This is a genomic window from Chryseobacterium sp. Tr-659 (assembly GCF_011752975.1).
Classification (GTDB): domain Bacteria; phylum Bacteroidota; class Bacteroidia; order Flavobacteriales; family Weeksellaceae; genus Chryseobacterium.
In genome coordinates this window covers 492869-517214 of record NZ_VWWP01000003.1, presented here as the reverse complement: position 1 = coordinate 517214, position 24346 = coordinate 492869, and the positions used below count along the sequence as shown (strand labels likewise).

General features: G+C 36.4%; 28 protein-coding genes. 7 read left to right on the top strand and 21 right to left on the bottom strand.

What is annotated here, in order from left to right:
- Nucleotides 1-32 precede the first annotated feature (32 nt).
- From F3J23_RS09910 to pepT, 7 genes are all read right to left on the bottom strand, one after another.
- Nucleotides 33-767, bottom strand: a complete 735-nt coding sequence (locus F3J23_RS09910) for a LytR/AlgR family response regulator transcription factor (RefSeq protein WP_185156448.1) — start codon at nt 765-767, stop codon at nt 33-35.
- On the bottom strand, nt 760-1614 hold the full coding sequence (locus F3J23_RS09905; RefSeq protein WP_228455314.1) for a sensor histidine kinase: 855 nt from the start codon (nt 1612-1614) through the stop codon (nt 760-762). Before F3J23_RS09905 ends, F3J23_RS09910 begins: the two co-directional genes overlap by 8 nt.
- A 279-nt stretch (nt 1615-1893) precedes the next feature.
- Nucleotides 1894-2490: a porin family protein gene (locus F3J23_RS09900; protein WP_167027742.1), complete on the bottom strand. Its 597-nt coding sequence runs from the start codon at nt 2488-2490 to the stop codon at nt 1894-1896.
- A 154-nt stretch (nt 2491-2644) separates the two neighbouring features.
- A complete protein-coding gene (locus tag F3J23_RS09895) occupies nt 2645-2875 on the bottom strand; it encodes a hypothetical protein (RefSeq protein ID WP_167027739.1) in 231 nt (76 codons plus the stop codon).
- Between the two features lie 141 nt (nt 2876-3016).
- Complete coding sequence (locus tag F3J23_RS09890) at nt 3017-3259, bottom strand: hypothetical protein (RefSeq protein ID WP_167027736.1); 243 nt, start codon at nt 3257-3259, stop codon at nt 3017-3019.
- Nucleotides 3260-3395: 136 nt separating this feature from the next.
- Nucleotides 3396-3959 (bottom strand): hypothetical protein, encoded by a 564-nt coding sequence (locus F3J23_RS09885; RefSeq protein ID WP_167027733.1) that lies wholly within the window; start codon nt 3957-3959, stop codon nt 3396-3398.
- 6 nt (nt 3960-3965) lie between these two features.
- Nucleotides 3966-5213: a peptidase T gene (gene pepT / locus F3J23_RS09880; protein ID WP_167027730.1), complete on the bottom strand. Its 1248-nt coding sequence runs from the start codon at nt 5211-5213 to the stop codon at nt 3966-3968.
- Between the two features lie 187 nt (nt 5214-5400).
- On the opposite strand from pepT, the gene F3J23_RS09875 reads away from it, so the two are divergent.
- Nucleotides 5401-6249: a hydroxymethylglutaryl-CoA lyase gene (locus tag F3J23_RS09875; RefSeq protein ID WP_167028174.1), complete on the top strand. Its 849-nt coding sequence runs from the start codon at nt 5401-5403 to the stop codon at nt 6247-6249.
- A gap of 162 nt (nt 6250-6411) precedes the next feature.
- Nucleotides 6412-7251, top strand: a complete 840-nt coding sequence (locus F3J23_RS09870) for a sulfurtransferase (protein ID WP_167027727.1) — start codon at nt 6412-6414, stop codon at nt 7249-7251.
- A 99-nt stretch (nt 7252-7350) separates the two neighbouring features.
- Here the strand turns inward: F3J23_RS09870 and F3J23_RS09865 are convergent, their stop codons facing one another.
- From F3J23_RS09865 to F3J23_RS09835, 7 genes are all read right to left on the bottom strand, one after another.
- Complete coding sequence (locus F3J23_RS09865; protein WP_047422116.1) at nt 7351-7677, bottom strand: SUF system Fe-S cluster assembly protein; 327 nt, start codon at nt 7675-7677, stop codon at nt 7351-7353.
- Nucleotides 7678-7680: 3 nt separating this feature from the next.
- The gene (locus F3J23_RS09860) at nt 7681-8382 is read right to left on the bottom strand and encodes a 3'-5' exonuclease (protein WP_167027724.1); all 702 of its coding nucleotides are present in this window, start codon (nt 8380-8382) and stop codon (nt 7681-7683) included.
- A 16-nt stretch (nt 8383-8398) separates the two neighbouring features.
- Entirely contained in the window at nt 8399-8746 is a 348-nt protein-coding gene (locus F3J23_RS09855; RefSeq protein ID WP_167027721.1) for a tRNA-binding protein, read from the bottom strand.
- Nucleotides 8743-9252, bottom strand: coding sequence for a hypothetical protein (locus F3J23_RS09850; protein WP_167027718.1), 510 nt, complete (start codon nt 9250-9252; stop codon nt 8743-8745). Before F3J23_RS09850 ends, F3J23_RS09855 begins: the two co-directional genes overlap by 4 nt.
- Before the next feature lie 394 nt (nt 9253-9646).
- Nucleotides 9647-10354, bottom strand: coding sequence for a hypothetical protein (locus F3J23_RS09845; RefSeq protein ID WP_167027715.1), 708 nt, complete (start codon nt 10352-10354; stop codon nt 9647-9649).
- Between the two features lie 37 nt (nt 10355-10391).
- Nucleotides 10392-11093 (bottom strand): hypothetical protein, encoded by a 702-nt coding sequence (locus F3J23_RS09840; RefSeq protein WP_167027712.1) that lies wholly within the window; start codon nt 11091-11093, stop codon nt 10392-10394.
- A gap of 901 nt (nt 11094-11994) precedes the next feature.
- Nucleotides 11995-13470, bottom strand: coding sequence for an AraC family transcriptional regulator (locus tag F3J23_RS09835; RefSeq protein WP_167027709.1), 1476 nt, complete (start codon nt 13468-13470; stop codon nt 11995-11997).
- 200 nt (nt 13471-13670) lie between these two features.
- Here F3J23_RS09835 and F3J23_RS09830 point away from each other — a divergent pair, with 200 nt between their 5' ends.
- The gene (locus F3J23_RS09830; protein ID WP_167027706.1) at nt 13671-13961 is read left to right on the top strand and encodes a hypothetical protein; all 291 of its coding nucleotides are present in this window, start codon (nt 13671-13673) and stop codon (nt 13959-13961) included.
- Here F3J23_RS09830 and F3J23_RS09825 read toward each other — a convergent pair.
- From F3J23_RS09825 to F3J23_RS09800, 6 genes are all read right to left on the bottom strand, one after another.
- A complete protein-coding gene (locus F3J23_RS09825) occupies nt 13958-14968 on the bottom strand; it encodes a trypsin-like serine peptidase (RefSeq protein WP_167027703.1) in 1011 nt (336 codons plus the stop codon). The two genes, F3J23_RS09830 and F3J23_RS09825, sit on opposite strands and share 4 nt — an antisense overlap.
- Before the next feature lie 68 nt (nt 14969-15036).
- Nucleotides 15037-15882 carry a caspase domain-containing protein gene (locus F3J23_RS09820; RefSeq protein WP_167027700.1) on the bottom strand — a complete coding sequence of 282 codons (846 nt, stop codon included), beginning with the start codon at nt 15880-15882 and terminating at the stop codon, nt 15037-15039.
- 226 nt (nt 15883-16108) lie between these two features.
- Nucleotides 16109-16753 carry a response regulator transcription factor gene (locus F3J23_RS09815; protein WP_167027697.1) on the bottom strand — a complete coding sequence of 215 codons (645 nt, stop codon included), beginning with the start codon at nt 16751-16753 and terminating at the stop codon, nt 16109-16111.
- On the bottom strand, nt 16750-17520 hold the full coding sequence (locus F3J23_RS09810) for a sensor histidine kinase (RefSeq protein ID WP_167027694.1): 771 nt from the start codon (nt 17518-17520) through the stop codon (nt 16750-16752). Before F3J23_RS09810 ends, F3J23_RS09815 begins: the two co-directional genes overlap by 4 nt.
- A 13-nt stretch (nt 17521-17533) precedes the next feature.
- The gene (locus F3J23_RS09805) at nt 17534-18178 is read right to left on the bottom strand and encodes a hypothetical protein (protein ID WP_167027691.1); all 645 of its coding nucleotides are present in this window, start codon (nt 18176-18178) and stop codon (nt 17534-17536) included.
- 12 nt (nt 18179-18190) lie between these two features.
- The gene (locus F3J23_RS09800; protein ID WP_167027688.1) at nt 18191-18751 is read right to left on the bottom strand and encodes a hypothetical protein; all 561 of its coding nucleotides are present in this window, start codon (nt 18749-18751) and stop codon (nt 18191-18193) included.
- Nucleotides 18752-18998: 247 nt separating this feature from the next.
- Between F3J23_RS09800 and F3J23_RS09795 the strand changes: the two genes are divergently transcribed.
- Nucleotides 18999-19793: a CPBP family intramembrane glutamic endopeptidase gene (locus F3J23_RS09795; protein WP_167027685.1), complete on the top strand. Its 795-nt coding sequence runs from the start codon at nt 18999-19001 to the stop codon at nt 19791-19793.
- Nucleotides 19794-20009: 216 nt separating this feature from the next.
- On the opposite strand, the gene F3J23_RS09790 is transcribed toward F3J23_RS09795, so the two are convergent.
- Nucleotides 20010-20834, bottom strand: coding sequence for a universal stress protein (locus F3J23_RS09790; protein WP_167027682.1), 825 nt, complete (start codon nt 20832-20834; stop codon nt 20010-20012).
- A 230-nt stretch (nt 20835-21064) separates the two neighbouring features.
- Here F3J23_RS09790 and F3J23_RS09785 point away from each other — a divergent pair, with 230 nt between their 5' ends.
- From F3J23_RS09785 to F3J23_RS09775, 3 genes are all read left to right on the top strand, one after another.
- Entirely contained in the window at nt 21065-22183 is a 1119-nt protein-coding gene (locus F3J23_RS09785; protein WP_167027679.1) for a sensor histidine kinase, read from the top strand.
- Entirely contained in the window at nt 22180-22944 is a 765-nt protein-coding gene (locus tag F3J23_RS09780; RefSeq protein ID WP_167027676.1) for a LytR/AlgR family response regulator transcription factor, read from the top strand. Before F3J23_RS09785 ends, F3J23_RS09780 begins: the two co-directional genes overlap by 4 nt.
- A 271-nt stretch (nt 22945-23215) precedes the next feature.
- Nucleotides 23216-24337, top strand: coding sequence for an efflux RND transporter periplasmic adaptor subunit (locus F3J23_RS09775; protein WP_167027673.1), 1122 nt, complete (start codon nt 23216-23218; stop codon nt 24335-24337).
- Nucleotides 24338-24346: the final 9 nt, after the last annotated feature.

Genomic DNA, 24346 nt, shown 5'->3' with positions numbered 1-24346 from the left:
GGGAGTTATCATGTAACTTCCGGTTTGTTTTTCTATTTACTGATCAACTTTTTATACACCACCTGATTGAGCAATTCGTCTTTACGGCTGCGGGAAATAGGAAGTTCCGTTTTATTGATAAAAAGACGGCCTCCGGAGATCATATCGATATGAGTAATATTGATGAGGTAGGATTTATGAATCCTGAAAAAATGGTCAGATGGGAGAGATTCTTCAATCGCTTTCATCGTCTGATGGATAACCAGGAATTTATCCTTAAAGTGAAGCTTGGTATAATTTTGCATGCTTTCAATATAAAGAATATCCACCCAAGACACTTTTATAAAGGTATCAGACTGCCTTACATACAGAAAAGGGTCATCCAGAGAGGTGTTCTTTTTTAGCTTTTCACTGATAATAAACTGTTGCTGTGCCTTATTGACAGCCTGATAAAAACGATTAAAAGCAATAGGCTTTAAAAGATAATCTACCACCTGAAGCCGGAACCCTTCCAGTGCATACTCGGAATAGGCTGTGGTAAGGATACATAAAGGAGGATTTTCAAGCTGTTCTAAAAACTCCAGTCCGGTGAGGTAAGGCATATTGATATCAAGAAAAAGAAGATCAATTTCCTTTTCCTTTACTATGGTATCCGCTTCCAATGCAGTGGCACAGGTTCCCTCAACCACTAAAAAATCGATCTGGCCGGCCAGTTCTTTAAGATGGAACCTTGCCAGCGGTTCATCATCTATAATCAGACATTTCATTTTCGGGATAATATTATTCATCAGGATCGGATAGTTTTAAAGTTAAAGTTATTCTGAAGATTTGGTCACCGGATTCAATCTTTAAATCATGAGAATCAGGGTATTGCAGGTTTAAGCGTTTTTTTACATTCTGAAGGCCGATTCCGCCCACATTATCTTTCTTTTTATAGCTTATAATATCTGAATAAGAGTTTTCAATATAGAAGGTGAGCAGATGATCTCTTTCTTTGCATGAAATGATGATATACCCTTTATGACCTGGAAGCCGGCAAACATATTTAAAGGCATTTTCAATAAAGTTAACCAACAGGAGAGGGGCAATACAAGCTTTTTTATGATGAATATCCCAGGTTGTTTTTACATCAAGTTCATTGCCCCATCTCAGTTTTTCCACTTCTACGAGGTTTTGAATATGTTCTATGTCCTTGTCTAAAGGAACCAGATTCTGATTGCAATGATACAGCTGGTAGCGCAAAATATCCGAGAATTTAAGCAAGAGATAATCAGCGAGCTGAGTGTCTGTTCTCATCAGAATATGAATATGGTTCAGAATATTGAATACTACATGTGGGTTGATCTGATCTTGTAGCAGTTTGAGCTGGTTTTCCAGATGGGTCTGCTGAAGAAGGATGTGATCTCGCTCTATCTTTCCGTGTTCCTGATAAAATTTGACACCACAAGCCGCTCCATTAATGAGAAAAGAGGCCGGAAGTGCAAGATAAAACCCTTTCCATAAAAGAGGAACCTGGTCAGAAAAATCGGCAGGCAGGGCTGTATCCGCATTTCCTGTAATATAAGTAAAGATGAGAGCATAGATAAAGCTCAATGTAAAAATGATGAGAGTTGCCTGAATTAAGAACAAGCTCATCTTTTTTGAACGTAAAGCCTTAGGGAGTAATTTTGTTGTAAGAAAATGAGTAAATAATAATGACGTTATTGTAACGGCAAATGTTTGAAATATGGCTGTGTAGCTACCAGATGTGGACTGGAAATTGATCCACATCGCAACAGTGAAAACGAGCCAGAAAAGAATAACAAAAATGTGCTTTCTTAAAACAAAAAATCTTGTCATGAATATAAAGTAAATAAAAACAAAAATAGAAACTGCACAGAGACAGTTTCTAAAAGTAAAGATAATTTAAGTTTTTTAGAACAGGAAATATCCTATCCCAAGGGAAAAGCTGTGGGGTTTAGACTTAAACTCCTTACTGATGCTTGATAACCCGGTTTCATATCTGAAGTCCAGAGTGAAATTCTTATAATCTGCACCTATACCTCCTGTTACTCCGATATTGGACCTGTCAAACTGCTTAAAGCCTTCCTGTAAAGCCCGGGAAGTAGAGAGGTTATTGTTGAATGCATAGCTGTACACGCCTCCCGCAAATGCCCTGATGTTAAAATTGTCGGTTTTAATGAATTTATATCCTACTACAACAGGAATATCAATAGCGTTCCAGGTAAGCTTTGAAGAGCTTCCGTCTTGAGATTCGTAAGATGCTTTTCTTTTGTTGAATAATGCTTCTCCCTGTACATAAAGACTCCCCAGATCTATTCTTGTCATTACTCCTGCCTGATAGCCGAAGCCGTATTTTCCTTCCAGGGAAGGAGACTCCGTTGAAGTTTTTGTAAAATTTGTACCTCCCTTTACTCCAATGTGAAAAGCCGGGGTCTGTTGTGCTTTAGTTTCTATGGTACAGGAGATGCATAATAATAGTGAGCCCAGGGCTAAAAATTGCTGCTTCATAAATTAGTGTTGTTAAAAATCTGATGCAAAACAACAATTATCATGAGCTGAATAAAACTTTATTTGATGAACGGCAAAGATGCTTTGACAAGGTTCTGTTTCCGGGTGAAAAAATAAAAACCCGGAAGCAGTAATGCTTCCGGGTTTCTGTTCATTATTGTTGTTGCTCTTCACATCCGGAAGGAGGAACACATCCGCCACCTCCAGGATTTCCGCCACCTCCACGGACGCACTGTCCTTCACCTCCTCCGTCATACATTTGGCATACATTTCCCCAGGCACACTGGCAGTCATCCTGACAATTATAGGAATCTCCTCCCATATGACAGCCTCCAAGCCCGCTGCCCAGAATTGTAGATAAGTCTTTTCTCAAAAGTTTTTTCATTTTTTTCATGATTAATTAGGTGTTAAAAGTTAATGGATTAAAAAAAAAATATAATCAAAAAATAAATAGGTTGTATCATAACCTATTGTGAATGAGTGAAAAATAAAACCCACGGCAATGGCAATGGGTTATGGTTTCATGTTAATAAGGTTGTTCAGTACAGTCGTTCGGAGGTATACATCCGCCACCTCCGCCGCCAGGATTTCCACCTCCTCCTACAGCAATGCACTGGCCAGGACTTCCATCCTCATACATTTCACAGCCTTTTCCCCAGGCACACTGGCAGTCGTTCTGGCAATTATAGGAATCTCCGCTCATATGGCACGAATCTCCAAATCCGCTACCTGTAATGGCAGCCAGATCTTTTCTCAAGAGTTTTTTCATTTTTTTCATGATTGATTAATTAGGCGTTAAAGGTTTAAAAAGTAAATATAACGAAAAAGGGAATAGGTTTAGTTATAACTTGCTGCTAATGAGTGAAAAAACAAAGCCCACTGCAATAACAGTGGGCTATATAATTTTATTTTTTAAAGGTAAGCTGTAAAGGTATAGTGACCGTAGAAGAAACCGGTTTTCCTTTGTCTTCTGCAGGTTTCCATTTTCCTTTATCTTTAATCCTGTAAAACGCGGCCTCAATGAAAGCGTTTACATCCTCATTATTTCCTTTTACCTGGGGATCAAGAGCATTTCCTTTTGAATCTACAACAAAAGTCATGGTTGCTTTGTAGGAATCCGACGAAAAGTCCAGAAAATCAAGATCAACAGCTCCATATAAAAGCTTTTGAAAAGCTGATTTGCCCTGATCATATTCTGCTTCTTTAGCCACTTTTGTTTTAGGAGGATCTGCCGTGATCATTTTCTGCGCCTCAGCAGAAGCCTTATCTAAAGCATTTTTGTATGCCGATATTTTGTCTTCCGTCAGAAGCCATTCTTTCTTGGTTCTTAAATCATTAGGCTTGGGATATTTATCATATAGAGCCTTTTTCTTTCTTTCATAACGGGAATCTGCTTTTTGAAATTCAGAAACCTGGGCACTGCCGAAAAGAAAAGTGAAAATAAATGCTAATGCTAAGACCTTTTTCATGATGAATTAAGCTTTTACGATATTAATGATTACTTCAGTAGCCTTTTCCATGCTTTCAAGGGCTACATATTCGTATGGGCCGTGGAAATTAATTCCTCCCGCAAAGATATTCGGGCAGGGAAGTCCCATATAAGAAAGCTGAGCTCCGTCTGTTCCTCCTCTGATCGCCTTGATCTTTGGTTCGATGCCTGCTTCCGTCATTGCTTTTGCAGCAAGATCTATGATGTGCAATTTACCTTCAAACTGCTGTTTCATATTTCTGTACTGCTCTTTAATTTCTACTTCAGCAGTTCCTTCACCGTGTTTTTGATTGAATTCAGCCACTTTTTGCTCTAAGAATTTCTTTCTTGTTTCGAATTTATCGGCATCGTGATCACGGATGATGTATTGAAGTTTAGCTTCAGAAATATCAGCTGTAATATCCATTAAATGATAGAAACCGTCAAACCCTTTTGTTGTGGCAGGCGTTTCGTTGGCAGGTAGCATCTGAGCAAATTCAGCAGCCAAAAGAGCAGCATTGATCATTTTCCCGTAAGCATAACCGGGATGTACGCTTAATCCGTGAATTCTTACGACAGCTCCTGCGGCATTGAAGTTTTCATATTCCAATTCTCCAACTTCTCCACCATCCATAGTATATGCCCATTCTGCTCCGAATTTAGCAACATCGAATTTATGAGCTCCTCTTCCAATCTCTTCGTCCGGAGTAAATCCTACGGCAATTCTTCCGTGTTTGATTTCGGGATGAGCAATAAGATATTCCGCAGCCGTTACAATTTCTGCACAACCCGCTTTGTCATCTGCACCAAGAAGAGTACTTCCGTCAGTTGTAATTAATGTCTGCCCAACATATTTTTTTAAACTTTCAAATCTTGAAGGAGATAAAGTGAATCCTGTAGTCTGGTTCAGCAGAAGATCATTTCCGTCATAGTTTTCCCAAACCTGAGGTTTTACATTCTCTCCGCTAAAATCCGGTGAAGTATCATAATGGGAGATAAACCCGATTGTAGGTCTGTCATCATTTTCCAGATTAGAAGGGATATATCCCATAATATAACCATTACCGTCAATGGAAACATCTTCCAGACCGATAGTCTTCAGTTCTTCAGTAATATAGTTTGCAATATCCCACTGACGCTCAGTAGAAGGTGTTGTTTCACTTTCTGCATCACTGGTTGAATAGATTTTTACATAGCTGAGAAAACGGTTTAGTAATTTCTCTTTCCACAATGGGTTGAACTCTATTGTACTCATCAGATTAATCATAAATTTTAACAAAGTTAGCAAATTTGATGCTCAGAATACGTTATTTGCGACTTAATATCAATGATCGAAATTATAAATCGGATATAAATCTTTGAAAATCAAAATGGTGTTAGATTTGTAAGACTCATGTACAAACTTGTTTAGTTTTATTATATTTGAGAAAATGAAAGTACCCATGTTTCTTACCGAATGTCCTAGAGATGCAATGCAGGGCTGGGGAGAATTTATCCCTACCGACAAAAAAATAGATTATATCAACTCCCTGATGGATGTTGGCTTTGATGTGTTGGATTGTCTTAGTTTTGTTTCTCCGAAAGCGATTCCACAAATGGCCGATTCTGATGTGGTGGCCGAAAACATTGACAAATCACGTTCCAAGACAAAAGTTTCCGCGATTATAGGAAATTACAGAGGAGCTGAAAAAGCTTTGAAACACCAGTCGGTAGATATTCTTGGGTTTCCGTTCTCTATTTCTGAAACGTTTCAACATAGAAATACGAATAAAAGTCGGGACGAAGCTTTTAATGAAATTATTAAAATGCTGGAACTGGTAAAAAGTGAAGGGAAGCAGCTGAATATTTATTTTTCCATGGCTTTTGGAAACCCGTACGGTGAAATGTGGAAATGGGAAGATGTTGATCAGTGGGCACAAAGGTTTTCAGAAATCGGAGTGAAAGATATTTTATTATCAGATACAACAGGGGTCGCCACTCCTGAAACGATAGCTCTTTTATTTGAAAAAATTCCTTCAAAATATCCGGAGATTAACTTCGGAGGACATTTTCATAACCGCTATGAGGATTCTTATTCCAAATTAAAAGCGGCTTATGACCAAGGCTGTAGAAGATTCGACAGCGCTATCAAAGGAATTGGAGGGTGTCCTATGGCTAAAGATGATCTTGTAGGAAACATGCCAACCGAACAGGTGATCAATTTTATGAGCGTTGAAAAAGTGGAACATAAACTCAATCTCCTGAACTTTGAGAGTTCTTATAATAAAGCGAAGGATATTTTTCATTTTTAAAAAGAATGAATCATAAATTTTAAAGATAAAAAAGAGATCTGCCCCCATCGGCAGAATATTGAGAAAATATTGATAGGAGCGGGCTAAAACCCGCTTTATTCTATTGAAACAGGACGGGCTTTAGCCAAAACTTAAATAAAAATTAATCCAAAAACCAACATCATGTCTCCAATAATTTCTTCATCCGAATTAAAAAATCTTTCCACAGAAAATCTTGTTATCCTAGATGCCAGAACAGGAAAAGAAGTAAAACAGAACTACCTAGATAAGCATATTAAAGGAGCCAGATTCATTGATCTGGATAAAGACCTTGCCGAAATAGGAGAAGATGCCGCTTTTGGAGGAAGGCATCCGCTTCCTTCCGTAGAAAAATTTGCAGAAACGCTTTCAAACCTTGGGATATCTGAAAATTCTCATGTCGTTGTGTATGATGATAAAAATGCATCCAATGCGGCAGCAAGAGCATGGTGGATGTTAAGATCTTTCGGATTTGAAAATGTTCAGGTCCTGGATGGAGGAATGCAGGCTGCAGAAAATAATGGAATGGAATTCTCTGCAGGAGAGGAAATATATGAAAAGGCCTCTATAATTAAAAAAGAGCATTGGTCTCTTCCGGTTTCAAGTCTGGAACGTGTTGAAAATGAGTTGAAAAGCGGTTCTTCTACCGTGATTGATGTAAGAGATGCTTACCGTTACAGAGGAGAATCTGAACCTATTGATCTGGTTGCGGGGCATATTCCGGGAGCCATCAATATTCCTTTTTCTGAAAACCTTGATGAAAACGGAAATTTTCTGAAAACGGAAATTTTAAAAGAAAAGTACAATAACTTATTGAAGAATAAAGCTGATCACCTGATCATTCACTGCGGTTCGGGGGTTACTGCCTGCCATACTATTTTGGCATTGGATTATGCCGGCTTCCCAATTCCTGATCTGTATGTAGGATCATGGAGCGAATGGAGCAGGAGAGAAGGAAAAGAAATTGCAAAAGATCATATTTAGAAAGGAAGAAGGATGCTGGAAGAGAGAAGTTTTTTGAAAGCTGCTGAAAATATCAATAGATAATAACTTCCAGCTTCCCTCGTCCAGCTTCCGGCTTTATTAAAGCATTCCCAGTTCGAATTTCGCCTCTTCACTCATCATATCCTTATTCCAGCTTGGTTCGAAAGTAAGTTCTAAATCAACACTGTTTACATGTTCTACTTCAGCCACTTTATCTTTTACCTCCTGAGGAAGTGTTTCTGCAACAGGACAGTTGGGAGTCGTAAGTGTCATTATAATTTTTACGTCAGCATCATCGGAGATCTGGACATCGTAAATCAGCCCTAATTCGTAGATATCTACCGGAATTTCAGGGTCATATACGGTTTTTAATACACCAATGATTTCCTCACCAATGTCAGCAATTTGATCGTCTGTAAATTTCATTTTTTAATCTAGATTGATATTCCTTTTCAACAAATCTTCCTGACGCATGCGCCGGAAAATATTTGCCAAAGTTAAGACATCTTTTTCACAATAGTCAACAATTCTCTGCAAGTCTTTTTCTATGTAGTAAATTGATGAAACCATTGAGCCGTCAATATCATCTTTCGGAGTAGGAATACCAAAGACATGAGCTAATAATTCCAGAGATACAAAACTCTTATAATCCCCGAATTTCCACAGTTCCATAGTGTCTATATGCGGGATTTCCCAAGGTTTTTTCCCAAACATCTGGAACGGAGCGGGTGGCTGTATTCCATTGATGAGGTATCGTCTGGCAATCCATGGAAAGTCAAATTCCTTTCCGTTGTGAGCACAAAGAATAACATTATTAAGCCTTGGACTGTTGAAAATCTCACCAAATTCCTGCAGCATTTTTTTTTCATCATGGCCGGAAAAACTTTTGATCTTTAAAGTTTCATTCTTTTCAAGCATTCCGATACTGATGCAGATGATCTTTCCAAATTCGGCCATAATACCAGCCCTTTCATAAAATTCTTCTGCTGTAACCTCTTCTTTTCTCTGGAATTTTGTCTTTTTGTCCCAGAGATATTGTTCAGTTTCAGATAGTTCGTCCCATGAGCCTGCCTGCGGAACGGTCTCAATATCAAGGAATAAGATTCTTTCTAATGGTATGTTCTGTATCATGTGTGTTTTTTGTTTGCTATCCTACCTGCATCCCGTTTTTTGTTGGCAATGAAGGGGTTAAAAGGGTGACATCTTTTTTATCTTCACCATATAATCCTAAAACCAGGCATTCACTGAAAAAATTAGCAATTTGTTTTTTAGGGAAATTGACTACAGCTAAGATCTGTTTTCCTACCAGGGCTTCTTTCTCATAAAGCGAGGTGATCTGGGCAGCAGATTTTCTGATTCCAAGGTCTCCGAAGTCTATTTCCAGCTGATAAGAAGGATTTCTTGCTTTTTCAAAATCATTTACGGAGATAATGGTTCCACATCGGATGTCTATTTTTTCAAAATCTGCCCAAGCGATATCTGGTTTTACTGTCATGGTAACGGGTTAATTAAGTGTTCTATTTCTGATTTCTGTTCTGCATATTTTTGTTGTAATACTGAGCCTTCGCCCATTCTTTTGTAATATTCCAAGGCTTTTCCTCCGAAGAACTTCTTATGAAAGTCCGAAACCTCCGGCACCTGTGGGAATACCTTATGAAAAAGCATTTCGTAATAGGCCTGAAATTCTCTTTCATTCTTGTCTTCAATAACCTGTCCGGGAGCTTTCTGCCTTACATGCAGCATCTCGTGAGCAATCATGTTCAGGACAAGGTGGAGGTCAAAATCAAATAAATTTCTTGGAATCATCACCGTTTGTGGTCCTCCCAGCTCTCCTTCTGCCGTAAGAAGCATTGAGGTAGGAGAAAGCTCTTGTCTGAAGCCAAATCCTGCAAAGTTTTCATGTTCCAGATTAAAGGAGTGGATCAGATATTTTGCTGCATCCAGAATCTGGTTGTGCTCTTTATAAGCCTCAAGATGTAGATTGACCTGCTCGAAATTCATTTTAGAATATGTTTTGAACAAATGTATTAAAATATTGAGAATTACGAGATATTTTGATTATTTGGAAGAACAAGAAAAAAAGATTTGTTTTCGATATTGCAGTTCACTTCATCATACGGTTTTTGGAATAGGGATTTGGGGGGATTGGTCTCAATTACAAAAGAGAATGATAATTTACAATTTAAAGTGATAAAATACCGAATGCAATAATATCTGTATTTTATTAAAACATACCAAAAAACCCGTTCAAAAGAACGGGTTTTACAAAAACCTACCTACATTAAGGAAAATTAAACCTGAGGGAGTGCCTGGATCCCCAATAATTTTATATAAACATTTGTATTTCTAGAATAATGAAAAATGAGGGGAAATTTCATTACAATTATTTAAAATATTATGATCCCAATTGTACAATGGTAAATAAAGCGCCGGAACCTATAGTAAAAGTGACTGAATTTCCACTGCATCCGATCGCACAATGTGTGGAACCAAATTTTATAACCTGACCTGCCGTAAGATAAAGTGTTGTAGTACCACCTCTAAAAGCGGCACCTCCTGTAGAAATATTCTGTCCATAGAAAACGTTTGCTCTTTCTTCAGTTGTACCTGTATAGATAAAGATGGTCCAATTTGTGGTATTCACAGATTGGCTTGGTTTCAAAGGGCCTCCCATAGATAATTGATAATAACCAGAGGTAGGAACTGTATACCCGATAGTTGGATCCCAATTGCCGTCGTTTAGTGTAATATCTTGAAAAATCCATGGGTGGGCTTCCGGATTATCTGTAGAGAAAACTTCATCAACATTCTTTCTTCCTGCAGCTACAACTTTAGGAAGTGCATCGCTGGCAGAACCTCCAATCAATTGTTGCCATACGACACCATTGCTATAATAGATTCCATTGCTATATTTCATTGCTCCAGCTCCGGCATTTGAAGCATTTTGATTTGTATTTCCAAAGGCAATGGCAGAATTCCCGTTATTAGCTCTCGCATCTAAGAGCACTTGAGGAGATGCTGTATTGATTCCTACTTGTCTTGTTTGAGCAAAAAACTTACATGAAATTAAGAATAGACATAGTAAAATAAATCTGTTTTTCATTGTCTTAAATTTTTAAATTAAAAACTTATTTATTTTACTAATTACTTAATTGGGTAATTGTAAACAAAGCTCCTGGGGATACAGTATAGGTCTTTGCACTTCCACATCCGTTACAATAAGCCGTTCCAAGTTTTACAACCTGTCCGGCTGTAAGGTATAAAGTGAGAGTTCCTCCTGTTGAATATGAACCCAATGCCGGAATATTAGTATAAGTAGCTACAATATATCTGCTCTCTACTGCACCTGTGTATACAAAAATGGTCCATGATGTAGAGTTGTTGGCAGCATTTACGCTAATGTTTCCAAACAAAGACATCTGATAAAATCCGGTAACAGGAACCGTGTATCCATTGGCTGTTGAATCCCAGTTTCCATCGTTTATTGTGATATCTTCAAAATTCCAGATATGGGTTTCATTAGTATTGGTAGGACCATCTGTCTGAATTGCATTTTTTTTCGCAGAAGCTACTACCCTGGGAATAAATACATTGGGTAATTTTTCTAATAAAGGAACCCATGTTGTTCCATTACTGTAATACAGTGATCCCGTGTCATACTTCATTGCTCCACCTCCTGCATCGGGGGCGGTTTGGTTGGTATTGCCAAATGCGATAGCTGAGTTTCCAGTGACCGCTCTTGCATCAAGGTTTACCTTTGGGTTTGTATTTCCAACCCCCACTTGTGCGAACGAAGCCCCGAATATAAATAGGGCATAAAAAAGAATAATCTTTTTTTTCATAGTCTTATGTATTATCATGAGTAAAATTTTTAATTAAAAAAATCAATTTGGATTTTAAGTACAGAGGTCAATCCAAGCTATTAATAGTTTGGTTTTTAATGACTTTTAGTGATTGATAGTGAAATTAAGATGCAAACCTTCTAATAAAGAATGCGGAAAATAATATCCCGCATTCTGCGAGCTAAAAAAGGCAGTTCAATTAATATAATTGATCCGTAGATGACATTTAAAACAATGTTGTAATTCTGTCAAGACATACTCATCTTTGGAGTTGCCTTTGCTGCTCTATGCCATCTATAAACTATATGGAATTATAAACTATCACCATACGAAATATAATTCGAAAGGGGATTAGTGAATTGACATCAAAATAGTTTTGTTATCATTAAAAAGTTTGTATAATTAGTATAAAGTATTGGACTATATTTATACTAATCATTGTGTTGAAAATGGAGTTTTTGTTTTCATTTTTGTTTTAAATTTTTGTTGCTTGACTTTACACCACAAATGTATTGTGAAGCGTTATCTCTCACAAAAACTACACTTCTTATATTCGGAATATGAAAAACAAAAAATATGTAAATATTTGAAAATTAAATTATTGTAATTTCGTTTTTATTCGATGAAAAATATTACTGATGAACCTGTTCAAGCAATAATTTGCTAACAATGATTATAAGTTATATGCTTTGGTATGAAAAGTACACTAAAGTCTTTTTGAACATCAAAGATTTTCATCTTATGTGAACTTAAATGTGTGGTATTTCTCTAAGCTTTCTAAAGTGGCCTCAAGTGTTTGAAAAATAAAAAACTTTTGTGACTTTGTGGTTAAGTTTAGATAGCTTTGAAAAAAAAGTCTGTATCAAAATAATACAGACCTAAAATTTATCTTCTATTAATTTTAATCTTCTTTGGATTTTTCTTGTTCAATAAATGAAATAAAATTTGAAGGCGAAATCCCGGTAATCGATTTAAAGGTAGTAGTAAATTGAGCATGTGTTGAAAACCCGCATTCATCAGCTAATGCTGATACTTTGTATTTTCTGTATTTTTCAAATGTATTCAGTTTGTGAATAATATAGTTAACTCTCAATTTATTAATGTAATTTTTAAAATCGGTATTTTTATATTTCTTTACCACATAGGAAACATATCTAATATTTGTATTAAACTCCGCAGCTAAGGATGTAAGAGATACATTTTTATTATTAAATATTTCATTTTTTTCAAAAAGATCAAGCTGTTCTAAAATTTTTGTTTCCGACTCCTTACTTATTGTAACACTACTTTGTGTAATTTCCTCACTTCCCTGTACCGTATTCCTTTCAATATCTTCAATAGATTTTGCCGGAGTATCAGCTTTAGCTTCCAAAACATATTCTTCCTTCTCTTTGTAATGATCGATAATACTTTTAAACTTGCGATATTCTTTTTTATGTTTTTTTCTGTTCATTATAAAAATGATAATAAGAACCAAAATCAATACAGAAGCGATGCTAATAATCATTGTTTTAATATTATTCCAACCGACATATTCTTCTTTTTCATTCTCAACCTTACTATAATCTTTATCAACAGACTTGATATATTTTACTGTTTCATTCCAGGTACTTTCGGCAAATTTTTTTCTATAAATAGCTGCTTTCTTATATTGATTGGTTTTTTCATAATATTCTGATATGCCATTATAGATTCTTTTTTTCATTTCAGGATGATCACTAGATTCGGCAAATTCCAATGCCTTTAAGTAAAATTTTTCAGCTTCATCATAACGTTGCTGATAAGTTCTAATTTTACCCAATCCTTCATAAGTAAGACCTGTAACATAATATTGCTCGGGTAAATTTTCTAATGCTTTCCGGTAGTCTTTTTCTGCGAGATCGTAATTATTTAAATAAAAACAATTTACTTCACCCAACATCTGATATGTTCTTCCTAATGTGATTTTATCCTGAGGGACTTTGGATATATACCGAAGAGAATTATTGAGAAGCTCAGCTGCGTTGTTATAGTTTTTTTCAATATCAATTGCATAATAAGCCAGTTCCTGAGAAAAAAGAGCTTTTACCTGAGCTTGCTTTTGAGGATTACTTATTTTATTAGCGATGTTTAATCCTTCATCTGCACATTTTTTAGATTTTTGATTTAGCCCAATAATTCGGTATTCTGTTGCAAGAAAACCTCGTATTTTAGCCTGTAATTCATAATTATTAGTAGTGTTGAAAATATCCTTTGATTGTTCAGCAAATTTTAAACTTTCGTTGTATTTACTCTGCTGCATATAAAGGCTGGCCTTTAACATCATACTTCTTCCTTTATGTTGTAGAGTTGTAGAAGCAGAAATCATGGAATCGGCTACTTTTAAAGCCTGAGTCATATTTTTTGCCGCCGTTTCGGTAGCGGTAAAAATATAGAGTTTTTCAAAAGGGTCATCTTGTTTTTGCGCACATATAATGTTGGAATATAGGAAAATAAAAAAAAGAAAGTTTTTAGCCATGCTTGATTATGTGTTGATATTTTATTAAAATAGAATCATTTTGATTGAATTTAACAAATATAATTGAAAAATATCTTTAAATGTTTAACTTAAATTTAATAAAGAGTTACAATATTGCTCAGAGAATACGTAATCAAAATAAGATTAAACCTTATATAGCAGATGGTTATGATTATTATCAAAATACCGAGGGAGAGGGAATTAATGAACTTTCCTGTTTTGGAAATACCAAAAACTACATTTTGAGTATTAATATGGAAACTCTGGATAAACTCTATAAAAAAATCCGAAGAAACAAAAAACGTTCTCCGGATTTAATATTGTTTAATATTTCATCAACCTATTTTAGGAGGGCTTATAAAATAAACTAAGGATGTTCATTTCTTGCTCGGATGACCAGATTTACTAAATCCGAGCCGCCGCTTGCAAAATTCTCACTTGGATTATGAGCACTTTGCGTGGCAACGGCATAAGGAGAACCATCCCAGTAGCCCCAGAAAGGACCTCCGCTTTGTCCAGGCCAAATATCAGCTTTATGGCTCATGCTTTCATTATCATCGGCACTCCAAAAATCTCCGTCCAGAGCAATTCCGGTTTGATAAGTAGGTCTTTGAGTTCCGGTAAGATCTCCCGGATATCCTGCGTGTGTCCAGTATGCTCCTCCATCCCAAGAATCGGAATATGATTTTGATCCCAGCCATCCCGTACTGTTTCCTATAGGTCTGTCTAATACAATAACGACGTAGTCATATTGTATTTCTGTAGAGTCAATAGTAGGACCTGCAACTTTATATTTGTAATAGGTTAATGTACCCCAGGCTGTTCCATAAGGTGCGCTTCCGTTATAATACATTGGCGTGAACTTCAGCCATCCGGTTGTGTTATTAGGCTGCCAATCTACAATATGGGAGCAGGTGAGGAGATGTCTTGGCCCGATCATTACACCGCTTCCTGAGCCTAAAGAGCTTTCCACTCTGCCCACACATCTCCATGGATAAGCTGTAGAGTTATATACCTTTCTTTGATCAGCTCCGAATATAGTTCTTGCATTTTCCGGAGTCAGAAAAGAATCTCTGTCAATAAATTTCGGCTTGCGGTCTTTTTTGGGTTCCAGCTTTGGATTGTATTCAAAATCTGCATGGGTAGGATAAAAATGATCCGTTTCAAGAGATCGGTTTTCTGCTGTTTTCTCATCCATAGGCATTCCTATGGTTTTCATTCCTTTAGGAAAAGTTCTTCCATTCATGGTTTCCATTGCAGGAGCCTGGTTAAATAACTTTTCAATAACAGCTGGCTTTTCAGCTGATTTTGCTTTAACAGTTCTGAGTCTTGAAATCTCTTCAGCTGTCATTGGGTTAATGTTTTCAATTGTAGACATGATGATTAATTTTTAATATTGATTCCTACTCTTTTAATGGCTTTTCGGATTCCGCCGTATGGTTTAGATCAGGTAAATATTTTTTGAGAAAATTCTGTGGAAATACTTTCTGTTTGGTTAATTTGAGCAGCTCCCATAGCAGCCAATGCAATCGCGATCTGCTTGTCGAGTGTTTTTCTGATGATATTACCATTGGTAGCCCGTAATATTTTACAAAAATGATACGTGAAATAGCCTCTTATTTGTCCGCTGATGTTTCCTTCCATCGATACCTGATTATCTTTGGCAGCAGCCCATAAAGTATGATTCAATCCGGGAACAGGAACAAGGGCTTTGGTAAGTACAGTTGTCTTTTTAGCATTTTTTGAAGTTGTAATTTCGCTGGCGTACGTCAGGTAAAACTCATCTTCGAGCATGGGAGGAATAAAGCGGGCCGCTTCACTGAGGAGATCTGTTTCCAGGCCGAGGTCCATTTTTCGGGTTCCGGTTCCGGAGTAACAACAGTCAAAAATAACTTCCATATTAACTCCGGCTTTTAGCTTATCAAGAATTGTTTTAAAATCATCATCACGAATTACACCGGCATTGGCGTAATCATGTGGGCAGATAGCTTCATCCAAACCATCTATCTCAAGATCAGATCCGATATTGGCCACTCTGGTTCCGTGTCCCGAGTAATAAAAGACAAGAGAATCTCCTTTTACGCTTGTATTGATCATGGATTTCAGATAGTTCAATATATTGGCTCTAGTAGCATTTTGATTGGTTAAAATTTTAATCTTTGCCGGGCTAAAGCCACAAATAACCAAGGTATTGGCCATATCCCTCGCGTCATTTACACATCCGTTGAGGTCTGGTCCGCCAGATCCGATGGGTGCATAGTCATTGATTCCTACGATGAGTGCTTTTTTCATTGTATTAGTTTTTATGTAGTCCCTACTCTGTTATGGCTTTTCGGGTTGGGCCTTCTGTATTTTTGTAAGACAAAATTCCGTTATTCCGAAGGATGAAAACAGAGGATAAAGCTGTATTTTGAATAGGGAAAAGCCCTTTTTTAAAGGTGTAAGATTTATTTTTAATAAAAGAATCCGGCAGCTTAACAAGCTGCCGGATTCTTTTATAAATTGTAAAGATTGAAAATCAGCACAGATCATGCTTTAAAGCAAAAAGCACGAGACCAGCTCTGTTTTTGATGTCTAGCTTCAAAAAAACGGAATCTCTGTAGCCGTCAATTGTTTTGGGGCTGAGAAACATTTTATCAGCTATTTCTTTATAGGTAAGTTCACTGCAGGCCCACTTAATAAATTCTTTTTCTCTGTCTTTCAATTCCGAAAGTAGAGAAGCGGTTTTCATTTCTTCTGTTTTTACTTTCAATAATTTCTGAGCTACAAAGTCGGTATAAAAACTTCCTTTCTCAAATACTGTATCTATGGCCTGAAACAGTATTGAGGGCTGCATGTCTTTCAGAAGATATCCTTTGGCTCCTGCCTTAAGCATTTTGATGAGGATCTTTTCATCATCATCCATCGTCAGGGCAATAACTTTGATGTCGGGATAATGTTCGCTAAGCCATTCTGTAGTTTCTATACCATTTTTATAAGGCATATTCACATCCATAAGAACTACAGCCGGTAATTCTGAAGCCTTTTCTATTGCTGTAATAAATTCCTCTCCGTTAGGATAGTTCATAATCACTTTATATTGAGGGTTTTCCGTGATCATATTCTCCAGTGCTTTGGAAATTAAGGTATGATCATCAACAATAGCTATGGGAATTGTTTTCATGATAAATTTTTGTAATAGGTGATCAAAGTTTGTGTTCCTTTACTCAGTTCAGATTGTATAGACAGTTCTGCATGAATCAGCTTTGCTCTCAGTTCCATATTTTTCAGTCCTGAACCGTCCTGCATGCTGTTGGTGTTAAATCCTTTTCCGTTGTCAGAAATGCTGATATGCAGCTTTTCATTATCATCTTCCATTCGGATGGAAACATTTTTGGCTCTGGAATGTTTAAGGATGTTGTTGATGCTTTCCTGGATTATTCTGAAAAGGATTAGTCCATGTTTTGGAGAAATATCAATATCCTGTTTTTGAGTGATGAATTCTATTTTTAATAATTTCAGTTTTTTTATCCTGTGAACTTCCCTTTCTATGGATTCTGTCAGTCCGAAATGAATAATCTGTTCAGTGATAAGTGTTTTAGAAAGGTTTCTGATATCCTGTATACATTCACCCAATAGTTCGTTCAGTTCGTTCAGTTCTTCCTTTTCTCCATTGGTAAGCTTGTTGATGAGTTGATTTTGGCGCAATCGGACCACGGAGAGCTTTTGTCCTAGATCATCATGTAATTCCTGCCCGATATAATTGAGCGTTTGTTCCTTCATCTCTACCTGTGAGGTGGCAAGTTCCTTTTCAAACCGTAAATCTTTCTCTTTTTGCTCAATCAGAAGACTAGTTTTTTTTTTGATGAAAACCGCATAAATGAAGATCATTGTCAAGACAATAATAAATAAAGTAATAGTAAAGATAATGACCAAATTATTCTCTTCCATAGATGAGCGGTATTTATCGGGTTTTGTCCTGTTTATTCCAAATTAAACCTAATATGAGGATGCCGTTGCTGATCAGATTCAACATAAATAATATGAAAAAATAAATAGTTTCCGAAACCGTATTTCTAAAAAAGAAAATCGGGATACTTCCGATAAAAAATATCAGTAAGGCAACCGAGATCCAAAACGGTAAATAATTTTTAATTCCCAATATTTTATCTGAATTAAAAGTCTGATACAAAAACAGAATAATTGAAAATAACAGTAAAAGAATATCTGCATAGAGCATATTAAAAGAAAAATGATGGAGCAGATCTTCTTCGATTAAAAACATTACAGCAATATTCAGAACAAAAAGAACAAGAATAACAGTCTGTATTTTTTTGAGTAGCGGGACATACAATAATTGATAATAATAAAGCAGGTACAAAAAGAAAACGATCATCAAAAAACCAATTACATAGAATATATCCGTAGGCAGGCTCGTCATCCTGTAGTAGAAATAGCAGAAAATATCAATCAGGGAAAACAAGAGATATCCAATAATGAAAAATAGATTTTCTTTTCCGGTTTTTCTATACTTTATGATCATTAAAATCATCACAATGATGGATATGATCATAGATATCAGTTTCCCTGTTTCAATATTCCAGTTCATAATCTTGTTTTTTTATTGTATTCCCACTGCTGAAGCTTTAGGAGGAGGAGCCAGGTTGGTCATGTTCATTGGCTCTATAGATTCTACGGTGGTATTTTCATCTGTTGCTGTCGTTCTGGACATTACTTTTGTATTATTTCTTTTATCCTTTTTTGAAGTAGGAACTAAAAATATCGTTTGATATCCTGCATACTCCGGTTTCGCCATTCTGTTTTTAGGCTGATTTACAGGATATTTTCCCATATAGATTCTGATTCCTACATTTTTCAATTTTTGTTTTTTTGCGTTTTCTTTTACATATCTGATATATCCTTCCATCTCCTCCAGGGAGAACCAATACCATCGTGAATCTGGTTCACCGTTTCTGTATTTGGTGAGAACCATATCATTAGTTCTGGAATATTCATCATAAAGGACTCTGGCTTCGCGATAGCTGATCAGTTTCTTTTTATAACTGTCGTTCACAGGTTCCTTAGGGGGCTCGGAGCAGCGGGTACAGCTTAGTAAACAAAAAAGAATAACGAATACCGCGCTAAGCAGACTTAAAGTTTTAGTTAACAAGGAAGTTTTCATTTTTTATGGTTTTTTAATTTTTAATCTGAACAAAATTAACTAACGGGGCAGGCATAAAAAAGAGTGAAAACACTGTTTTTATCTTTTATTAAATTTACGACTTTTTGATATTCAAAGAGATATGAATTTATTAATGAATGTGTAAATTCTGGTATTTACTATAATTAATAAGTAGTTTTGTAATCGGATACAGGATTATAGCTGAATGTAATATAATCCCCATAAAATATCACACGTTATTAGCATTATGAAAGGAGGGAAAAATATCAGAATACTATTATTTGTTTTTGTTGTAATAATAAGCCTTTTAGCCCAGCTTATTTCTATCACAGGAGTTCTTGTTGTAATGGCATTTTGTTGTATAGTATACTTATATAATCTTTTCGGGAAAAGTGAAAAATATCCGAGATATCTTTATCATATTTTAGCCGCTATAGTTTTCATTTTCTCAATTGTCATATATCAGCATTTGTTACCGGGATTCCATAATATTCTTATTTTTGATAAAATACAGGTCTCAGAAGATGCTTCCCCGTTTACGATGTATTTTAATATAGATAAAGCATTAACAGGTATGGCCTTACTTTTATTTATTGTACCATTAGGGGCAAGCTTAAAGACGGCATTTCTGGATGCTTGGTATCTTACAGTTATGGCAATTCTTTTACTGATGGGGCTTACCCTGATGTTTAACTTTGTAAAAGTGGAATATAAATTTCATAGCTATTTTTTTATTTGGGCTGTGAATAACCTGTTAGTAGTCACCATGGCTGAAGAAGTTTTATTCAGAGGCTTTCTTCAAAGGCATTTATCTCTTTTGAAGATAAAATATCCGGAAGTGGTTGGTATCAGTATTGCAGCAGCAGCTTTTGGAGCTTTACACTGGCAGGGAGGAATATATTATATGATGTACGCAGCTATAGCAGGAGCAATGTACGGCATTATATATCAAAAGTCTAAAAGTATTGTATTCAGCATTATGAGCCATTTTTTCCTGAATTTAGTTCATATCATATTTTTTACCTATCCTTTTTTGAAATAAAGAGAAGATGTGCTCTTTATATAGTATGAGTAATTTATAGCAAACGAGCCTCTCCATGCTGTAAGCGAAGATCCGAGAACTTGCTGGCATCAGTAGAACTGTGGTTACAAAAAAGGTCCTGAAATTTCTTCAGGACCTGTTAAACAAGATTAAGTGTAAAATTTAGCCTTTAAGGCAAAAAAGGATAATTCAAATGTGAACAGATTTTTATTGATCTTAATCTATGTTTAAGGGGATTGATAGTAATGGAATTTTATTTTTGTACGCCATAATAGCGGTTTTGCTTCGGTGGAAAAGAGATTCCAAAAGATTGTATTGATACGGAACCATAGTCAGTAAATCAGGATTCGTCAGCCTGACCTCCTCTTCAATAGCTTTGATCACTTCTACAGACTGGATCATTTTAAAACGGTATTTAATATCCTCCAGATCGTATCCGGAATTCAGATCGATATCATGAATAACCTCTGTGAAGTCCTCAAGATTTTCATTCACATTAAATACTTCAATCTCAGCATTAAATGTATTGATGAAATAATAAATATCATTCATGGCAGACCAGGTCATATTCTTCTGGGTATCGTACGCAAAAAGAATTTTGCGGATTCCTGTATATTCTATATGAGAAGGAACAATCAGGATCGGCTTTTTGATTCTGTGGATGGCCCGTGTTACATTATTCCCTAAAAGCTTTTGTTCAAGAGTTTTTTCTGCCATTCCCATAACAATGCAATCGCAGTCATGAGCCTCAATACAGTTTTCAAGCTCTTCCATAAAATTACCCGAAGCCAGATGATGGTCTGCTTCTATATTATATAATTCTTTGAGTTCCTCAGTCTTCTCAATTATTTTTTTCTGATTTTTAAGAGTTTGAGCGTAGAAAAAATCAGCGGAGGCCTGGGCATTCAACGCGTGGATAGAAATGGTCTGTAAATTAAACAGTACGATTTTGTAATTATTTTCTTTAGCCAGAGAAGCCCCATAATGGGTGGCATTTTCAGCCTCGCGGGAAAAATCTGTGCAGACAATTATCGTTTTCATTGTACAGGATTTGATACTGCAAAACTATTACAGAAGAGAATGGGCCTATCATAAAAATAGGGTGACATTGCATAAAATGATGATGAAATGTCTTTTTGAGGTGATGAAACGTTCACATCCATTCTACCTCTGCTATTTTACGCTTCAGGTACGGTTTTGGCGGTCTCGTATAAAATAGACCAGATCCATATAAAATCTATTTCTATATTTACACCCACAAAGCCCAGGATATGACCAAAATTTCTACCATAAGAAAAAATATAGTACGGAATAAAAAGATTCTTTCTGCCATGAAGAGAAGGCTGGTGATCTGGACAGTAGCATGCATCACTTTCTATATTTTTTCTTACCTGATTGATCCGTTTGATCCGGTGTGGCAGATATATTTCAAAGAACCTTGGCAGGTAATTACTGAGGATATTCTTTGGGTTCTTCTTTTTTCAATTCTTATTTCTGAGGTTAGTATTTTGATTGACAGGATGCTTAATAAAATGCTGCCGTGGCGAAACAGAACAATAAAACGCCTGCTTATTCAGTGTCTGCTGCAGATTGTGGGCAGCGTTTTGATTGTAATTATCATTAATACGGTTGTTGATTGTACTTCGGAAACATTACCCAAGATGGATGCCCGCAAAGAATACACTTTATTAGGGCAGTGGGTTGCTACTAATATTGTTATATCGCTTATTATCAGCGCCTTTAATACCGTGGATTATTTACTTGAAAACTGGAAGAAAACAGCCGTAGAAGCGGCTCAGCATAAACTGAGAGCATCCAAGCATAAACAGGCTGCTATGGCAGCAGAGCTTCAGGCGCTTAAACTTCAGATAGATCCACATTTCATTTTCAATAATCTGAGCGTATTGTCTGAGCTCATTCTGGCAGACCAGCAGCTGGGATATGAATATTCTGAAAAATTTGCAAGAGTTTATAGATATCTGCTCGTTAATTCCAAAAAAGACATTATTGCCGTAGAAGAAGAACTTAAATTCCTGGAATCCTATATCTTCCTTATAGAAAAAAGGATCGGGGAAGGTGTCATATTTAAAATTGATGTTCAGGAAGAATATCGATCTATGTATACACTTCCATTGTCTCTGCAGCTCCTGGTTGAAAATGCCATCAAACACAATCAGACCTCAAAGGCTAATCCTTTGGAAATTCATGTTTATACCAGCTCTGAAGGAGAATTGGCCGTGTCCAATACATTCCTTCCGTTAATTAATAAACCGGACTCCTCAGGAGTAGGACTTACCAATATTATTGCCAGGTATGAGATTCTGGGATATGCAAAGCCAATTATAGAAAGAACCGAAGATAAATTTACTGTAAAACTACCCTTGATATGAAGATTAATAAAATTTTAATAGTAGAGGACGAAAGGCCCAATGCAGACAGGCTGAAAAGGCTGTTGCTGAAACTTAGACCTCATATTGAAATCCTTTCTGTAGAAGATTCGATTACCTCAACGGTACATTGGCTGCAAAACAACATTGTTCCGGATATCATTATGATGGATGTACGTCTTGCAGATGGGTTGAGTTTTGAAATATTCAATAAACACGAAATTAAAAGTGCAGTTATATTCACAACAGCATACGATGAATATGCCGTACAGGCATTTAAATATAACAGTATAGATTATCTCCTGAAACCCATTGAAGAAGAAGAGCTGGATGCCGCTTTAAAACGCTATGAAACCTTTATGGAATCTGTTCCGGTAGTAGGAACGGCCATTGAAGGCTTATTAAATTATATACAGCCAAAAGATTATAGAAAACGTTTTCTGATTGCTCACCGGGATGGTTATAAAACCGTTCTGGCTGAAGATATATTATACTTTTATACCGAGCTGGGAATCAGTAAGGCAATGCTGAATACCGGTATTGTGGAAAATGTTCCCCAGACTTTGGAAGAGCTTGAAAAACAATTGGACCCGAAGTTTTTCTTCCGCGCCAACAGGCAGTTCATTATTCATATAGATTCCGTAAAACAGATCTTCAATCATTTTAATGGAAAATTGAAACTGGAGTTGAGAAAACAACCGGATTTAGAAGTGATCGTGAGCCGGGAAAAAGCTTCTATTTTCAAATCCTGGATGGATTATTAATTCAAAAAAGAATAACTATGACTGCTTTCAGATAAGGCAGTCTTTTTTTGTCTCAATTTTTCGGATACTGTTAATGAGCTTATTAATAATTTGTTTATATTCAATCCAAAACGCACTTTTAATGTCGGTTTTAAAAAGAAAATATAGGATTTCCTTTCATTTTTATTATCATACGCTTCACCTGCGATTAATTACGCTTCACCCGATTTCTACATAAATATCCCTATTATATGGAGTTATTTTGCTGCTGTAAAATTTAAAAAGCAATGTTATGAATTACAGAAAAGGATATCTGGTACTTTCACTTACCGCAGCAGCAATACTTTACTCGTGCGGTTCCGGAAATGGTCAGGAAAATGCCCAGCAGATGCAGCAGGCATTGCCCACAGACTTTATCCAGGTGAAATCCGGAGATGCAGATGTTTCTACAGGTTACCCTGGAAGTATAGAAGGCCAGGATAATGTAGATATTAAAGCACAGGTGACAGGTTACCTGGAAGCTGTATATGTTAAAGAAGGGCAATATGTAAGCAAGGGACAGACCTTATTCAGAATTAATCCTTCTGTATACAACGAACAGGTTAATACCAATCAGGCAGCCCTAAAAGCCGCCTTGGCCGCTCAGGAAACTGCAAGACTGGAAGTTGAAAAATTAAAACCTCTTGTAGAAGGAAAAGTAGTTTCAGATATGCAGTTAAAAACAGCTCAGGCTAGTTACAAAGCGGCATCTGCGCAGGTAGCTCAGGCGCAGTCATCATTAGGATCATCAAAGATCAATGCTAATTTTACGTATATCAAAGCGCCGGTTAGCGGATATATTGGAAGAATTCCGAACAGGGTAGGAAATCTTATCAGCCCTTCAGATCCGTCACCACTAACTACGCTTTCAAGTATCAATACAGTCAATGTATATTTCTCAATGAATGAAGCCGATTTTATTGTCCACAGCAGAGCTGCTGCATCAGGAAATACCCCTGAAGATGTGGAGCTTATTCTGGCAGACGGTTCCGCATATCCCCTCAAAGGAAGATTGGAGAATGCCAGTGGAAATTTCGACAGGAATACAGGAAGCATACAGATGAAAGCTGTTTTCCAGAATCCTGACAAATTACTGAGAGCAGGAGGAACAGCAAGAGTAATGATCCATAATGCTTTGAATGGAGTGATCAAGCTCCCGAAAAATTCTGTAAAAGATATTCAGGACAGATTCTTTGTGTATAAACTCGAAGGTAAGGATAAAGTGAAAATGACTCAGATTACAGTATCAGGAAGTACTTCCCAGGATTACTTTATCAAAGAAGGAGTGAATGCAGGAGATAAAATCGCGATCAACAGAATTGATGCTCTTACAGACGGAGCTCATGTAGTGGCCAAAGTGATCCCTTTGAAATAGTTTTTATAA

What these genes read in the sequence shown, in the direction of transcription:
- F3J23_RS09910 (WP_185156448.1), bottom strand. Translation starts at nt 767, where the DNA reads ATGAATAATATTATCCCGAAAATGAAATGTCTGATTATAGATGATGAA.
- F3J23_RS09905 (WP_228455314.1), bottom strand. Translation starts at nt 1,614, where the DNA reads ATGAGCTTGTTCTTAATTCAGGCAACTCTCATCATTTTTACATTGAGC.
- F3J23_RS09900 (WP_167027742.1), bottom strand. Translation starts at nt 2,490, where the DNA reads ATGAAGCAGCAATTTTTAGCCCTGGGCTCACTATTATTATGCATCTCC.
- F3J23_RS09895 (WP_167027739.1), bottom strand. Translation starts at nt 2,875, where the DNA reads ATGAAAAAACTTTTGAGAAAAGACTTATCTACAATTCTGGGCAGCGGG.
- F3J23_RS09890 (WP_167027736.1), bottom strand. Translation starts at nt 3,259, where the DNA reads ATGAAAAAACTCTTGAGAAAAGATCTGGCTGCCATTACAGGTAGCGGA.
- F3J23_RS09885 (WP_167027733.1), bottom strand. Translation starts at nt 3,959, where the DNA reads ATGAAAAAGGTCTTAGCATTAGCATTTATTTTCACTTTTCTTTTCGGC.
- pepT (WP_167027730.1), bottom strand. Translation starts at nt 5,213, where the DNA reads ATGAGTACAATAGAGTTCAACCCATTGTGGAAAGAGAAATTACTAAAC.
- F3J23_RS09875 (WP_167028174.1), top strand. Translation starts at nt 5,401, where the DNA reads ATGTTTCTTACCGAATGTCCTAGAGATGCAATGCAGGGCTGGGGAGAA.
- F3J23_RS09870 (WP_167027727.1), top strand. Translation starts at nt 6,412, where the DNA reads ATGTCTCCAATAATTTCTTCATCCGAATTAAAAAATCTTTCCACAGAA.
- F3J23_RS09865 (WP_047422116.1), bottom strand. Translation starts at nt 7,677, where the DNA reads ATGAAATTTACAGACGATCAAATTGCTGACATTGGTGAGGAAATCATT.
- F3J23_RS09860 (WP_167027724.1), bottom strand. Translation starts at nt 8,382, where the DNA reads ATGATACAGAACATACCATTAGAAAGAATCTTATTCCTTGATATTGAG.
- F3J23_RS09855 (WP_167027721.1), bottom strand. Translation starts at nt 8,746, where the DNA reads ATGACAGTAAAACCAGATATCGCTTGGGCAGATTTTGAAAAAATAGAC.
- F3J23_RS09850 (WP_167027718.1), bottom strand. Translation starts at nt 9,252, where the DNA reads ATGAATTTCGAGCAGGTCAATCTACATCTTGAGGCTTATAAAGAGCAC.
- F3J23_RS09845 (WP_167027715.1), bottom strand. Translation starts at nt 10,354, where the DNA reads ATGAAAAACAGATTTATTTTACTATGTCTATTCTTAATTTCATGTAAG.
- F3J23_RS09840 (WP_167027712.1), bottom strand. Translation starts at nt 11,093, where the DNA reads ATGAAAAAAAAGATTATTCTTTTTTATGCCCTATTTATATTCGGGGCT.
- F3J23_RS09835 (WP_167027709.1), bottom strand. Translation starts at nt 13,470, where the DNA reads ATGACTCAGGCTTTAAAAGTAGCCGATTCCATGATTTCTGCTTCTACA.
- F3J23_RS09830 (WP_167027706.1), top strand. Translation starts at nt 13,671, where the DNA reads ATGTTTAACTTAAATTTAATAAAGAGTTACAATATTGCTCAGAGAATA.
- F3J23_RS09825 (WP_167027703.1), bottom strand. Translation starts at nt 14,968, where the DNA reads ATGTCTACAATTGAAAACATTAACCCAATGACAGCTGAAGAGATTTCA.
- F3J23_RS09820 (WP_167027700.1), bottom strand. Translation starts at nt 15,882, where the DNA reads ATGAAAAAAGCACTCATCGTAGGAATCAATGACTATGCACCCATCGGA.
- F3J23_RS09815 (WP_167027697.1), bottom strand. Translation starts at nt 16,753, where the DNA reads ATGAAAACAATTCCCATAGCTATTGTTGATGATCATACCTTAATTTCC.
- F3J23_RS09810 (WP_167027694.1), bottom strand. Translation starts at nt 17,520, where the DNA reads ATGGAAGAGAATAATTTGGTCATTATCTTTACTATTACTTTATTTATT.
- F3J23_RS09805 (WP_167027691.1), bottom strand. Translation starts at nt 18,178, where the DNA reads ATGAACTGGAATATTGAAACAGGGAAACTGATATCTATGATCATATCC.
- F3J23_RS09800 (WP_167027688.1), bottom strand. Translation starts at nt 18,751, where the DNA reads ATGAAAACTTCCTTGTTAACTAAAACTTTAAGTCTGCTTAGCGCGGTA.
- F3J23_RS09795 (WP_167027685.1), top strand. Translation starts at nt 18,999, where the DNA reads ATGAAAGGAGGGAAAAATATCAGAATACTATTATTTGTTTTTGTTGTA.
- F3J23_RS09790 (WP_167027682.1), bottom strand. Translation starts at nt 20,834, where the DNA reads ATGAAAACGATAATTGTCTGCACAGATTTTTCCCGCGAGGCTGAAAAT.
- F3J23_RS09785 (WP_167027679.1), top strand. Translation starts at nt 21,065, where the DNA reads ATGACCAAAATTTCTACCATAAGAAAAAATATAGTACGGAATAAAAAG.
- F3J23_RS09780 (WP_167027676.1), top strand. Translation starts at nt 22,180, where the DNA reads ATGAAGATTAATAAAATTTTAATAGTAGAGGACGAAAGGCCCAATGCA.
- F3J23_RS09775 (WP_167027673.1), top strand. Translation starts at nt 23,216, where the DNA reads ATGAATTACAGAAAAGGATATCTGGTACTTTCACTTACCGCAGCAGCA.